This is a genomic window from Pseudarthrobacter sulfonivorans, from assembly GCF_024391045.1.
Taxonomy (GTDB): Bacteria; Actinomycetota; Actinomycetes; order Actinomycetales; family Micrococcaceae; genus Arthrobacter; species Arthrobacter sulfonivorans_B.
In genome coordinates, this window is the sequence record NZ_JANFCZ010000029.1 from 21,391 (window position 1) to 33,793 (window position 12,403).

Genomic DNA, 12,403 nt, shown 5'->3' on the forward strand with positions numbered 1-12,403 from the left:
ATCGGCGCTGGACCATCAGCGGCAGGAAAAATCACCGTCATCGAAAGTGTGGATAGATACGTGAGCAGCGAACAGGGTTCAGCAACTCTGGAAGGCACGGAACTCGATCTGGAAGACGCCGTGATGGGTCCCACAGGGCGCCCCCACCGCGAATTTCCCGAACCCGCACCGCTGTCATCCCACGGTCCCGCCCGAGTGATCGCCATGGTCAACCAAAAGGGCGGCGTTGGCAAGACCACCTCAACCATCAACCTGGCGGCTGCCCTGGCCGAATACGGCCGCCGGGTGCTGCTGGTTGACTTTGACCCCCAGGGTGCGCTGTCCGCGGGCCTGGGAGTCAATCCCCACGAACTGGACCTGACGGTCTACAACGTCCTGATGGACCGCAAGGTGGACATCCGGGATGCAATCCACCGGACCGGCGTCGAAAACGTCGATCTCCTGCCCGCCAACATCGACCTCTCCGCCGCTGAGGTGCAGCTGGTCAACGAGGTGGCCCGCGAACAGGTCCTGGACAGGGCGCTGAAGAAAGTCGAAGACGACTACGACGTCGTTCTCATCGACTGCCAGCCGTCACTGGGCCTCCTGACGGTCAACGCCCTGACTGCGGCGCATGGCGTGATCATCCCGCTGATCTGCGAGTTCTTTGCGCTCCGTGCGGTGGCCCTGCTGGTGGAGACCATCGACAAAGTCCAGGACCGGCTCAACCCCCGGCTGCAGGTGGACGGCGTCCTCGCCACGATGTACGACGCCCGCACGCTTCACAGCCGGGAAGTCATCGCCCGGCTCGTGGAGGCCTTCGGCGACAAAGTCTTTGAGACGGTCATCAAGCGCTCCATCAAGTTCGCTGACGCCACCGTGGCGGCCGAGCCGATCACAAGCTACGCAGGGAACCACATTGGCGCTGATGCGTACCGGCGCCTGGCCAAGGAATTGATTTCCCGCGGCGGCGCACCCTAGTCAGGTCCGTGGCTGAATCCAAGCCCGGCTTTGAGGTGCGGCTGGCCAACTTTACGGGACCGTTTGACCTCTTGCTGGGCCTCATCGCCAAGCATCAGCTGGACATCACCGAGGTGGCCATCGCCACCGTCACTGATGAGTTCATCAGGTACATCAGGAAGCTCCAGGAGCTGGGTGAGGAATGGGCGCTGGACGAAGCCAGCGAGTTCCTCGTCATCGCCGCCACGCTCCTGGACCTCAAGGCAGCACGGCTGCTGCCGGCCGGCGAAGTGGAAGACGACGAGGACATCGCCCGGCTGGAGGCCCGCGACCTCCTGTTTGCCCGTCTGCTCCAGTACAAGGCGTTCAAGCAGGTGGCCGCGCTGATGGCCGAAAGCCTGGAACAGGAGGCACAGCGGGTTCCACGGCAGGTTGCCCTCGAGGAGCACTTCGCCGCCATGCTGCCGGAGTTGGTGTGGAAACATACGCCACAGCAATTCGCGCGCCTGGCCGAAGCAGCACTGCAGCCCAAGGCACCCAGGCCCACTGAGGTTGGCCTGGCACACCTGCACGGCAGTGCCGTCAGCGTCAGGGAACAGGCTGAAATCCTGGGGCTGCGGCTGCAGCTGGGAAGGCCCCTGTCCTTCCGGGCGCTGATAGCCGACGCCGAATCCACCCTGGTGGTCGTAGCCCGGTTCCTGGCCTTGCTGGAAATGTTCCGTGACCGGGCGGTGTCCTTTGACCAGCTCTCGCCGCTGGGGGACCTCACCGTGCACTGGACGGCAGACGGCACCGGGTGGTCAACAGAAAACCTGAGGGAAGAGTATGAGGAGCAACTGTGACTGAGGACTTTTTAGCCACCCCGGCCGCGGCGGCAGGTGCCGGGGACGAGGACGGGCAGGGAGATCCGGACGTCCACTCGCTTCCCGGAGGCGCCAAGGCTGCCCTGGAGGCGGTCCTGATGGTTCTGGACCAGCCGGCCACCGCCACGGAACTCGCCACCGGCCTTAACCTGACAGTCGCCGTCGTCGAGCAGTTGCTTGCGGAACTGCAGCGGGAGTATAGCGGCTATACTGTTAAAGCCCCGGACATGGACGACGCCAGCGTTGCTGGTTTCAGCTCCAGCCCCCGGGGTTTTGAATTGCGGAGCATCGCCGGTGGCTGGCGGATCTATTCCCGCGCGGATTTTGCCGACATTGTGGGCCGGTTCGTGCTGGAAGGTCAGACAGCCAGGCTGACGCAGGCGGCACTGGAAACACTCGCTGTCATCGCGTATCGACAGCCTGTCTCCAGAGCCAGGGTGTCCGCGATTCGGGGAGTCAATGTCGATTCTGTCGTACGGACATTGACCCAGCGCGGGCTGATCGAAGATTCGGGAAATGATCCCGAATCGGGAGCCGTTCTCTACCGGACCACATCGTACTTTCAGGAACGGATGGGAATCGGGTCCGTGGCCGAGCTGCCGCAGCTCTCACCCCACCTACCGGGGCTTGAAGGCATCGCGGAGTTCTACGACGCCGACAGAATGTAGGCGGGACCATCCCGACTGCGCACAAGAGTATTCATACGGGCAGAAAAATTCTGCATGGCTGGCTAGGGTTGTCCTGGGACAACGTGGCGGTCAACATATAGAAGGACGGGTCATGACACAGGCGGGACGCCAGGGTTCACCACGTAACAGTTCGGGACGCAACAGTTCAGAACGCAATGCCGGGCAGGGCGGCGCCAGCCGCAATCCGGCGCAGGGCGGCTTCCGCGCCGCCGCCGGCAAGCGCAACCCCGGATTCGGCGGCGGCGACCGCCCCTACAAGGCTCCGAAGCCGCGCGAAGAGCGCTTTGTCGATCCCGGCGATGCCCCGGCATCGCCGGCTGGCCGCGGGGACTCTGACTGGAAGGCCTCCGCCTCATCGCGGAAGCCTGCTGCCCGGAAACCGGGCGCCAAAAAAGCCCCCGGCACCCCCGGGGCGCTCAAGCCCAAGCCACGCGCCGGTAAGCCGGGGGCCGCAGCCTCGCGTGCGTTCGGCAGCGAACGCTTCGGCCAGAATCTTGGCCCCGTCCGCAAGCCTTCACGCAAGCGCGGACCACGCGGTCCGGTCCCGCAGTCCGAAGTGCACGACGCCGACGGCACCCGGCTTCAGAAAGTCATGGCCCAGGCAGGGGTGGCATCGCGCCGCGTCTGCGAGGAAATGATCGCCGAAGGCCGGGTTGAGGTTGACGGCCAGGTGGTCACCGAGCTTGGGGTCCGTGTGGATCCCAAGACCGCTGTCATCCACGTGGATGGGCTCCGCATCCAGCTGGACGAGAACCTCGTGTACATGGTCTTCAACAAGCCCAAGGGTGTTGTGTCCACCATGGAAGACCCCGACGGACGGCCCTGCATCAGCGATTTCGTAAGGAAATCCCACCATGGCGAACGACTGTTCCACGTTGGCAGGCTTGACGTCGCCACCGAGGGGCTGCTGCTGCTCACGAACGACGGCGAGCTGGCCAACCGGCTGACCCACCCCTCCTACGAGGTCCCGAAAACCTACCTGGTCCAGGTCCGCGGACCCTTCCCGCAGGGAATCGGCGCCCAGCTGAAGGAAGGCGTGGAACTCGAAGACGGGTTCGCCTCCGTGGACTCCTTCAGGCTGGTGGACTCCACCCCGGGCCACGTCCTCATCGAGGTTGTGCTGCACTCCGGCAAAAACCGGATTGTCCGGCGCCTGTTTGACGCTGTTGGCTTCCCGGTCCTGCGCCTGGTGCGTGTCAAGGTAGGTCCCATCGGGCTGGGCGACCAGCGCCAGGGCAGCATCCGCAACCTTGGCAAGCAGGAAGTCGGCCACCTGCTGGCATCCGTAGGGCTCTGAGGCATGTCCGCATTTCGCTCGCACGGGCGGGGACACCTCAATGGTCCGGTCGTGGTGATCGGCACCGGCCTGCTCGGTACCAGCATCGGGCTGGGCCTTCGGGGGCGCGGCGTGCCGGTGTTCCTCTCCGATCCGTCGCCCACCAACCAGGCCGTTGCCGTGGACATCGGCGCCGGCCAGCCGTTGGGCATGCTCCGGGATGAATCGCCGGAGCTGGTAGTCGTGGCGGCACCGCCGGATGTGACGGCTACGGAAGTAGCCAAGGCGCTGGCCGCCTACCCGGACTCCGTGGTGGTGGACATTGCCAGCGTCAAAGCCGCCATCCTGGCTGAGCTCCAGGGCAGCGGCGCGGACCTGACCCGTTATGTGGGCACGCACCCGATGGCGGGCCGCGAAAAGTCCGGTCCCGTTGCCGCCCGCGGCGAACTCTTTACGTCCATGCCGTGGGTCCTGTGCCCCGGCCCGGAGTCAACCGCTGCTGCCGTGCAGACAGCGCGTTCGCTGGCAACGGATCTTGGCGCGGTAGTTTCCGAGTTTTCGGCTGATGAACACGACCAGGCCGTTGCCCTGGTCTCGCACCTGCCCCAGATCATGTCCTCCCTGCTGGCCAGCCGCCTGCAGGGGACGCCGCTGCACGCTCTGTCCCTCGCCGGCAACGGGCTGCGGGACGTCACCAGGATCGCTGCCAGCGACCCCACCCTGTGGGTCCAGATTCTGGGCGGCAACTCCACGAAAGTGGTGGAGATCCTCTACGGTGTCCGCGAGGACCTTAACCGGCTCATCGGCACCCTGGAGGAGCCCTTGGCACCGGGCGCCCGCCTGGACCTTGCCCAGCTGATCAGCGAAGGCAACGCCGGGCAGGCCCGCATCCCGGGCAAGCACGGCGGTCCGCCGCAGGCGTATTCGTGGCTCACCGTCCTGGTGGATGACACGCCGGGCCAGATCGCCCGGCTCCTCACGGAAATTGGTGAGATTGGCGTCAACCTCGAAGACCTCCACCTTGACCACTCCTCGGGGCAGAACGTCGGCATGGTGGAGATCTCCGTGCTGCCCAACAAGCTTGACCACCTGATCGAAGCACTCAACGACCGCGGATGGCGGGTACTGCAGTAATGACACAGGAACTTCTTCACACCGTGCCCGCCCTGCGCGTCGGCCGGCCTTTGGTGGTCGCCATTGACGGGCCTTCCGGGTCCGGCAAATCCAGCGTCAGCAAGGAAGTGGCCCGCAGGCTGCACCTCGCCTACCTGGACACCGGAGCCATGTACCGGGCCCTCACCTGGTTCTGCGTCACCGGCGGAATTGACCTCGCCGACGCCGCCGCCGTCGAGCAGGCGGCCCGGGACCTCGTCCTGGACATCAGCACCACACCCCAGACGGAGTACGTGCGCGTGGACGGGACCGACGTCACCGATGCCATCCGCGAGCCAGCCATTTCGTCGGCGGTCAGTGCGGTGGCCACCACCCTGGGCGCCCGGACGGAACTGATCCGCCGGCAGCGTGAACTCATCGAAAAGCACCACCGGCGCATGGTGGTGGAAGGGCGGGACATCACCACCGTCGTCGCGCCCGGCGCTGAAGTCCGGATGCTGCTGACCGCCAGCGAGGAAGCCCGGCTGCGCCGCCGCGGCATCCAGCTGGGCGGCACCCAGAGCCCGGAACAGCTGGCCGCGCAGGTGACCCAGCGCGATGCGAAGGACTCCACGGTAGTGAACTTCACCCAGGCAGCCGACGGCGTGGTCACGCTTGATTCGTCGGACCTGGACTTCACCGAGACAGTTGACGCCGCCCTGGTGATCGTGACAAAGGTCCTCAACCGTGACTGACCGCGCCGCGCTTCCCTCCGGCCTGACCATGGCCTGGAGCCGGCCGGTGGGCTGGTTCCTGGACCACGTGGTGTACCGGACGTCAGTCACCGGCCGGCACAACGTACCCACCGGCGGACCGGTCATTTTTGCCGGCAACCACATCAGCTTCCTGGACGGGCCGGTGATGTTCGGCGCGTCCCCGCGCCCCATGCACATCCTCGTCAAGAAAGAGATGTTCAAGGGCTTCCTTGGCCGGATCCTCCATGCCTCCGGCCAACTGCCCGTGGACCGTTCCGGGGACCGGGCAGCACTGCAGCTGGGTAAGGACGTGCTCGACGCCGGCCGTTGCATCGGGATCCTTCCCGAAGGTACGCGGGGGAGCGGGCAGGCAGCGGACATCAACAACGGGGTCGCCTGGCTGGCCCTGAACTCGGGGGCGCCCGTGGTGCCAGTTGCGATCCTCGGCACCCGGACAGGCAGCGAACACCTCGACACCGTACCCAGGCCCGGGCGGCGTTTCCACGTCAGCTTCGGGAACGCCCTCACCCTCAGCCGGAACCCCGGCGAAACAGGCCGTGCTTCAATGGACAGAGCGGGATCGGAAATCCGCGCTGCGCTGGCGGGCCACGTCCAGGACACCATCGAACACAGCGGGCAGCCTTTGCCCGACGCGGATTCCCGCACGAACTTCACAGCAGTAGCCGGGACGCCGGCAGATCACCACTTAAGGAAAGTGCAATGAGCGATACGACTCAAACCTCCGGCCCTTTAGGCGCCGGCGAAGACGAATACACGCCCACCGGCACGGACCAGGTGGCCGAACGGCTGGCCGCCATTGGCGACGACGAAGCGGAGCTTCGCGCCGCCTCGCTCCGGGCCGGCCTGGCGGACTACGACCTCGACGAAGACGATGCGGCCCTCCTCAGCGGGGACTATGACGACGATGACTTCGACGGTCCGGTCAAGCTCGACCCCGTCCTGGCCATCATCGGGCGCCCCAACGTGGGCAAGTCAACGCTGGTCAACCGCATCCTGGGCCGCCGCGAAGCCGTCGTGGAAGATACTCCGGGTGTCACGCGCGACCGCGTCATGTATTCGGCGCACTGGAACGGGCGCAACTTCACCCTGGTGGACACCGGCGGCTGGGAGCATGATGCCCGCGGCATCCATGCGCGCGTGGCGGAACAGGCCGAAATGGCCGTGGAACTGGCCGACGCCGTGCTCTTCGTGGTGGATTCGGCTGTCGGAGCCACTGCCACTGACGAGGGCGTCATGAAGATGCTCCGCCGCAGCAAGAAACCGGTCATCATGGTGGCCAACAAGGTGGATGACTTCGCCCAGGAGGCAGACTCCGCCACCCTGTGGGGCCTGGGCTTCGGCGAACCCTACCCGGTCTCGGCCCTGCACGGCCGCGGCGTGGCGGACCTCCTGGACCATGTCATGGACGTCCTGCCGGAATTCTCCACCATCGAGGGCCTCGAACGCTCGGGCGGACCGCGCCGCATCGCCCTGATCGGCCGCCCCAACGTGGGCAAGTCATCGCTCCTGAACAAGCTCGCGGGCTCCGAACGTGTGGTGGTGGACAACACCGCCGGCACCACCCGGGACCCCGTGGACGAATTCATTGACCTGGGTGACCGGACATGGCGGTTTGTTGATACCGCAGGTATCCGCCGCCGCCAGCACATGGCGCAGGGCGCGGACTACTACGCCTCGCTGCGTACGCAGGCCGCGCTCGAGAAGGCGGAGGTCGCCGTCGTGCTCCTCGCAGTCGATGAGGTGCTCAGCGAACAGGATGTCCGCATCCTGCAGCTGGCCATCGAGTCCGGCCGGGCCCTGGTGCTGGCGTTCAACAAGTGGGACCTGCTCGACGACGAACGCCGCATCTACCTGGAACGCGAGATCGAGCGGGACCTGGCCCATGTGGCCTGGGCCCCGCGGGTCAACATCTCGGCGCTGACCGGCTGGCACAAGGACCGTCTGGTGCCTGCCCTGGACCTCGCCCTGGAAAGCTGGGACAAGCGCATCCCCACCGGCAGGCTGAATGCCTTCCTGGGTGAACTCGTGGCAGCGCACCCGCACCCGGTCCGCGGCGGCAAGCAGCCGCGCATCCTCTTCGGCACGCAGGCATCGAGCCGGCCGCCGAAGTTCGTGCTGTTCACCACCGGATTCCTGGATCCGGGCTACCGCCGCTTCATCACCCGCAGGCTCCGTGAAACCTTCGGTTTCGAAGGCACACCCATCGAAGTGAACATGCGGGTACGCGAAAAGCGCGGCAAACAGCGTTAATTCCGACACACCGGGGGCGTGTGGGTGGCAAAGTGTCACTTGCACCCTCCGGGATCGTGTAAGCTTTTCAAGGTGGTTCGGCCGGACTGCTGAGTTGAAATCCTGGCTAACACTGGGAGTAAACGCAGCGGAGAACGGCGGAACTGACGGGCTGTAGCGCAGCTTGGTAGCGCACTTGACTGGGGGTCAAGGGGTCGCAGGTTCAAATCCTGTCAGCCCGACCATGAAGGGCCGTTTGCCGGTATTTATACCGGCAAACGGCCCTTTTGCGTAGGCGGCCCACCCGCGATGCAGAAATGCTGCCGCCGCTGCCCCTGAAGTTACTTCAGGAACCGGAGCTACTTCAGGAACCTGGATGTCCTGCGGTCGGCCAGGATCTTTCCATGCGTCTGGCACGTAGGGCAGTACTGCAGTGCGGTGTCCGCGAACGAGACTTCCCGGACGGTATCCCCACAGACCGGGCAGGGCTCGCCCGTGCGGGCATGGACCCGCATATGGCTGCGCTTGACGTCCTTGAGTTCACTGGGCGGCTTGCCTGCGGCTTCGGCCAGGGCCGTTCCCAGGATGCCGTGGATCGAATCGTAGAGGACCTGCACCGTGGCGCGGTCCAGGGATTTGGCGATCGCGAACGGGGAAATCCTGGCGGCGTGGAGGATTTCGTCGCTGTAGGCGTTGCCAATCCCGGCAATAACCCCCTGGCTCCGCAGGAGGCCTTTGATCTGCTGGGAACTGGAGCCCAGAATTTCCGCGAGCGTATTGGCGTCGAACCCGTCGCTGAACGGGTCGGGACCGAGTGCCGCAATGCCCGGCACCTCGCGGGGTTCGCGTACTACGTAAACCGCCAGGCTCTTCTTGGTTCCGGCCTCGGTGAGGTCCATGCCATGGCGGCCATTGGGGCCGGTGAACGTGAGCCTGGCGGCGATATGGCTCTTGCCCAGCCGGAGTTGAGTATCGGCGGGGGAGTCGGTGAAACGGACCCAGCCCGCCCGGGCGAGGTGGAAGACGAAGGAAGGCCCCTCGGTGTCGATGCACACGAACTTACCGAAGCGCCGTACACCCGTAACAGTGCTGCCCTCCAGCGCGGTGTACGGCGGATCGGCGGTCTTCAGGACGGCGAACGAGACAATCTGGACCTTCTGGACCACGGAGCCGCGCAGCTGTACGTCCAGGAATCCTGCCAGGCCTGCAACCTCGGGTAGCTCCGGCACGGGACTACCTGGCGTCAGTTTCCTGTGGCTGTGATCTCATGCGTCCCATCATGTCAGAATCATCCTCAAACGCCCGGGGACTTGTGCCTATACTTTCACCGGCGGCTTGTTTCCCAGGCCCCGTTGACATTGGTGATTGACCCGATGAAAGGCCCCTGATGAGCAACATTCCCGAAGACCTGTCCTACACCGCCGAGCACGAGTGGGTAACCGCGCCGAACGCCGACGGCGTGGTCCGTGTGGGCATTACCGATTTCGCCCAGGACGCCCTCGGGGATGTTGTTTACGCCCAGATGCCCGAGGCCGGCAGCAAGGTGACCGCGAATGAAGTGGTGGGCGAGGTGGAATCCACCAAGAGCGTCAGCGACATTTACGCCCCGGTCAGCGGCGAAGTGGTGGCGCGCAACGAATCCCTCGACACCGACTCGGCCCTGATTAACACGGATCCGTACGGTGATGGCTGGCTGATAGAGATCAAGCTCGCCGAAGCCGACGCCGTGGACTCGCTGCTCAGTGCATCGGAGTACGAACAGCAGGTAGGCTAAACGTAACGGGTTTATCCGGTCCGGCCAGGGGGCGTCGTCGCACGTCATCGGCCGGATGCGGGCCCCGCGTCGGAACGGTGCGGTGTATCCCGCGGCAAATGTTGAATGCAGGCATGCGAGCTGCAGCGAAAGAGGAGGAAGCCCATGGTTGGCCACAAGAAGGACCATGCCGAAGGTGAGTACGGCACGGGTGCGGCCAGGGCTTCGGAGACCACCTCGATCCATCTCACCCCTGTCACGGACGAACCCATCATCGCCCCCAGGCTGTCCAGTGAGGAACGCTTGTCCGTCGAGGCGCTGCCCGCCGGATCTGCGCTTTTGGTTGCCCACAGCGGACCGAACGCTGGCGCCCGTTTCCTGCTGGACTCGGACATCACCACTGCCGGCCGGCACCCGGACGCGGACATCTTCCTCGATGACGTCACGGTTTCCCGGCGCCACGTGGAGTTCCGCCGCACTCCCCGGAGCTTTGAAGTGGTGGACACCGGCAGCCTTAACGGAACGTACGTCAACCATGACCGCGTGGACAGTGTTGAACTCAAATCCGGGAACGAAGTCCAGATCGGCAAGTTCCGCCTCACCTTCTACCTGAGCCCTGCCCGCGCAGCAGGCCGCGCCTGATTCAGGGACGCTTGCCTGTGGCAATGGCACAACCGGAACGCCGGGGGCCCCACGTCCTGAACATCGGGGAAGTCCTCGCCCAACTCAGCGCCGACTTCCCCGGTATGAGCGCGTCGAAAATCAGGTTCCTCGAGGAGAAGGGTCTGATCAACCCGCGCCGGACCCCGGCCGGCTACCGGCAGTACGCGGAGAGCGATGTTGAGCGCCTCCGCTTTGTGCTCGCACTCCAGCGCGACCAGTATCTGCCCCTGAAAGTCATCAAGGACTATCTTGATGCGATCGACAGGGGAGAACGCCCCGAGAACCTGCCCCCCGGCGTCGTGGTTTCACCGCGGATCGTCTCCGACGAACTGGCAGCGGAGCTCCAAAACCGAGGACGGAAATTCAGTGAAGAGCAGCTGCGGGCCGAATCGGGTGCGAGCGTCCCGCTGCTCCAATCGCTGCTGAGCTTTGGACTCATCAGCCACAGCAACGGCAAGTTTGATGAGCATGCGCTCCAAGTGGCCAGGGCATGCGTGCAGTTGGAGGGCCACGGCCTGGAGCCGCGCCACCTGCGTCCTTTCCAGGCCGCCGCGGAACGCGAATTCGGGCTCGTGGAGCGGGCGGTTGCCCCGCTGGCGTCCCGTCGCGATTCCGCTTCCCAGGCGCGGGCCGCCGAAGCTGCCCGCGAAATTTCCGACCTCTGCCTGATCCTGCACCGGGCCCTGGTGCAGGACCGCATCTCGCGTATGGACATCTGATGATCGAAGTCGAGATTGTAGGCGTTCGCATCGAACTGCCGTCCAACCAGCCGCTGGTCCTGCTCCGCGAGATGCATGGTGAACGCCATGTGCCGATTTGGATTGGAACCCCCGAAGCCAGCGCCATTGCCCTCGCCCAGCAAGGCGTTGTCCCCCCGCGGCCCATGACCCACGACCTGCTCGTGGACGTGGTGGAATCCCTGGGGCATTCCGTTGTCAGCGTGAATATCGTGGCTGTGGAGGACAACATCTTCTACGGCCAGCTCCAGTTCGAGAACGGCATCACCGTCAGTTCCCGGGCGTCGGATGCACTGGCCATTGCGCTGCGGGCAAAGTGCCGCATCTGGTGCGCTGACTCGGTGATGGACGAAGCCGGGGTGCGCATCACCGAACACGACGAGGGCGAGGACACCGAGCCCGGTCCCACGGTGGACGAGGAGCGGGAACTGCGGCGCTTCCGGGAGTTCCTGGACGACGTGGAACCCGAGGATTTCGACGGCTAAGGTCTCATTAAGGTTAAAGTGGAGGCTGAAAGTTCCGACACGCCCGCGCGATCCGTCCGGGGTCTTTGACCTGCGGCCCCCGCGGGCCTAACGTCGAAGGTATCAAGCTCCCATTGCTTACAGCAGCCCCGCAAGTCACACTGTAAAAGTACGACCCCGCGAAATTACACACATGGACTTCATGCGTGCACTGGCTGGTGCAGTGGTCCCCGGGAGCTTACACGAAGGAGGATCCAGGTGAGTCCCAAAGGCGAAGCAGGCGGACTGAAGCAGCCCACCGCAACTGGTGTGGCTTTGCCGGCAAGTGGTGCCCAGGGCCTCCTGTTTACCGAAGACCTCCCTGTCCTGGACGAAGACGCCGGCTACCGCGGCCCGACCGCCTGCAAAGCAGCCGGCATTACCTACCGCCAGCTGGATTACTGGGCCAGGACCGGCCTCGTTGAACCTGCTGTCCGTGGTGCCGCCGGATCCGGCTCGCAGCGGCTGTACGGTTTCCGGGACATCCTGGTTCTCAAAGTGGTCAAACGACTCCTGGACACGGGCGTCTCCCTTCAGCAGATCCGGTCCGCCGTGGAGCACCTGCGCGAACGCGGCGTGGAGGACCTGGCCCAGATCACGCTGATGAGCGATGGCGCAAGCGTCTACGAATGCACCTCCGCTGACGAAGTAATCGACCTCGTCCAGGGCGGGCAGGGGGTCTTCGGGATCGCCGTTGGCCGCGTCTGGCGCGAAGTTGAAGGCAGCCTTGCCTCCTTGCCGAGCGAGCACGCGGCGGAGCAGTCCTTTCCCGACGACGAGCTGAGCAAACGGCGCGCTGCCCGCAAAACGGGCTAACGCAAGACAATAAAGAGTGGCCACCCGGACCTGAAGGATTCAGGCCCGGGTGGCCACTCTTGTGTCC

The 12,403-nt window shown here is 65.0% G+C and carries 14 protein-coding genes and 1 tRNA gene; 14 read left to right on the forward strand and 1 reads right to left on the reverse strand.

Translation table 11 applies throughout. The features are described from left to right. The first annotated feature begins 60 nt into the window (after positions 1-60). From NQJ30_RS16340 to NQJ30_RS16380, 9 genes are all read left to right on the forward strand, one after another. Positions 61-960, forward strand: coding sequence for a ParA family protein (locus NQJ30_RS16340; RefSeq protein ID WP_255771170.1), 900 nt, complete (start codon positions 61-63; stop codon positions 958-960). A gap of 8 nt (positions 961-968) precedes the next feature. Then, complete coding sequence (locus tag NQJ30_RS16345) at positions 969-1,781, forward strand: segregation and condensation protein A (protein WP_255771171.1); 813 nt, start codon at positions 969-971, stop codon at positions 1,779-1,781. 104 nt (positions 1,782-1,885) lie between these two features. Beyond that, positions 1,886-2,470, forward strand: a complete 585-nt coding sequence (gene scpB / locus NQJ30_RS16350; RefSeq protein WP_255771191.1) for an SMC-Scp complex subunit ScpB — start codon at positions 1,886-1,888, stop codon at positions 2,468-2,470. A gap of 112 nt (positions 2,471-2,582) precedes the next feature. Continuing rightward, on the forward strand, positions 2,583-3,788 hold the full coding sequence (locus NQJ30_RS16355; protein WP_255771172.1) for a pseudouridine synthase: 1,206 nt from the start codon (positions 2,583-2,585) through the stop codon (positions 3,786-3,788). A 3-nt stretch (positions 3,789-3,791) separates the two neighbouring features. Continuing rightward, positions 3,792-4,901, forward strand: a complete 1,110-nt coding sequence (locus tag NQJ30_RS16360) for a prephenate dehydrogenase (RefSeq protein ID WP_255771173.1) — start codon at positions 3,792-3,794, stop codon at positions 4,899-4,901. After that, positions 4,901-5,614, forward strand: a complete 714-nt coding sequence (cmk, locus tag NQJ30_RS16365) for a (d)CMP kinase (RefSeq protein WP_255771174.1) — start codon at positions 4,901-4,903, stop codon at positions 5,612-5,614. The genes NQJ30_RS16360 and cmk overlap by 1 nt, the downstream gene beginning before the upstream one ends. A 28-nt stretch (positions 5,615-5,642) precedes the next feature. Then, positions 5,643-6,338, forward strand: coding sequence for a lysophospholipid acyltransferase family protein (locus tag NQJ30_RS16370; protein ID WP_255771192.1), 696 nt, complete (start codon positions 5,643-5,645; stop codon positions 6,336-6,338). Beyond that, positions 6,335-7,885, forward strand: coding sequence for a ribosome biogenesis GTPase Der (gene der / locus NQJ30_RS16375; protein ID WP_255771175.1), 1,551 nt, complete (start codon positions 6,335-6,337; stop codon positions 7,883-7,885). Before NQJ30_RS16370 ends, der begins: the two co-directional genes overlap by 4 nt. A gap of 147 nt (positions 7,886-8,032) precedes the next feature. Beyond that, positions 8,033-8,109, forward strand: a tRNA-Pro gene (locus NQJ30_RS16380). Between the two features lie 114 nt (positions 8,110-8,223). On the opposite strand, the gene NQJ30_RS16385 is transcribed toward NQJ30_RS16380, so the two are convergent. After that, entirely contained in the window at positions 8,224-9,093 is an 870-nt protein-coding gene (locus NQJ30_RS16385; protein ID WP_255771176.1) for an Fpg/Nei family DNA glycosylase, read from the reverse strand. A 158-nt stretch (positions 9,094-9,251) separates the two neighbouring features. On the opposite strand from NQJ30_RS16385, the gene gcvH reads away from it, so the two are divergent. From gcvH to NQJ30_RS16410, 5 genes are all read left to right on the forward strand, one after another. Continuing rightward, complete coding sequence (gcvH, locus tag NQJ30_RS16390; RefSeq protein ID WP_190988958.1) at positions 9,252-9,638, forward strand: glycine cleavage system protein GcvH; 387 nt, start codon at positions 9,252-9,254, stop codon at positions 9,636-9,638. 144 nt (positions 9,639-9,782) lie between these two features. Continuing rightward, positions 9,783-10,259, forward strand: a complete 477-nt coding sequence (locus NQJ30_RS16395; RefSeq protein WP_255771177.1) for an FHA domain-containing protein — start codon at positions 9,783-9,785, stop codon at positions 10,257-10,259. Positions 10,260-10,282: 23 nt separating this feature from the next. Beyond that, entirely contained in the window at positions 10,283-10,999 is a 717-nt protein-coding gene (gene ftsR / locus NQJ30_RS16400) for a transcriptional regulator FtsR (RefSeq protein ID WP_255771193.1), read from the forward strand. Beyond that, positions 10,999-11,502, forward strand: coding sequence for a bifunctional nuclease family protein (locus tag NQJ30_RS16405; RefSeq protein WP_255771178.1), 504 nt, complete (start codon positions 10,999-11,001; stop codon positions 11,500-11,502). The genes ftsR and NQJ30_RS16405 overlap by 1 nt, the downstream gene beginning before the upstream one ends. 237 nt (positions 11,503-11,739) lie before the next feature. Beyond that, the gene (locus NQJ30_RS16410; protein ID WP_255771179.1) at positions 11,740-12,336 is read left to right on the forward strand and encodes a MerR family transcriptional regulator; all 597 of its coding nucleotides are present in this window, start codon (positions 11,740-11,742) and stop codon (positions 12,334-12,336) included. The last annotated feature ends 67 nt before the right edge of the window (positions 12,337-12,403 follow it).

Bases quoted from the DNA above. Each gene is read 5' to 3' on its own strand.
- NQJ30_RS16355 (WP_255771172.1), top strand. From the start codon at position 2,583: ATGACACAGGCGGGACGCCAGGGTTCACCACGTAACAGTTCGGGACGC.
- NQJ30_RS16360 (WP_255771173.1), top strand. From the start codon at position 3,792: ATGTCCGCATTTCGCTCGCACGGGCGGGGACACCTCAATGGTCCGGTC.
- cmk (WP_255771174.1), top strand. From the start codon at position 4,901: ATGACACAGGAACTTCTTCACACCGTGCCCGCCCTGCGCGTCGGCCGG.
- NQJ30_RS16370 (WP_255771192.1), top strand. From the start codon at position 5,643: ATGGCCTGGAGCCGGCCGGTGGGCTGGTTCCTGGACCACGTGGTGTAC.
- der (WP_255771175.1), top strand. From the start codon at position 6,335: ATGAGCGATACGACTCAAACCTCCGGCCCTTTAGGCGCCGGCGAAGAC.
- gcvH (WP_190988958.1), top strand. From the start codon at position 9,252: ATGAGCAACATTCCCGAAGACCTGTCCTACACCGCCGAGCACGAGTGG.
- NQJ30_RS16395 (WP_255771177.1), top strand. From the start codon at position 9,783: ATGGTTGGCCACAAGAAGGACCATGCCGAAGGTGAGTACGGCACGGGT.
- ftsR (WP_255771193.1), top strand. From the start codon at position 10,283: ATGGCACAACCGGAACGCCGGGGGCCCCACGTCCTGAACATCGGGGAA.
- NQJ30_RS16405 (WP_255771178.1), top strand. From the start codon at position 10,999: ATGATCGAAGTCGAGATTGTAGGCGTTCGCATCGAACTGCCGTCCAAC.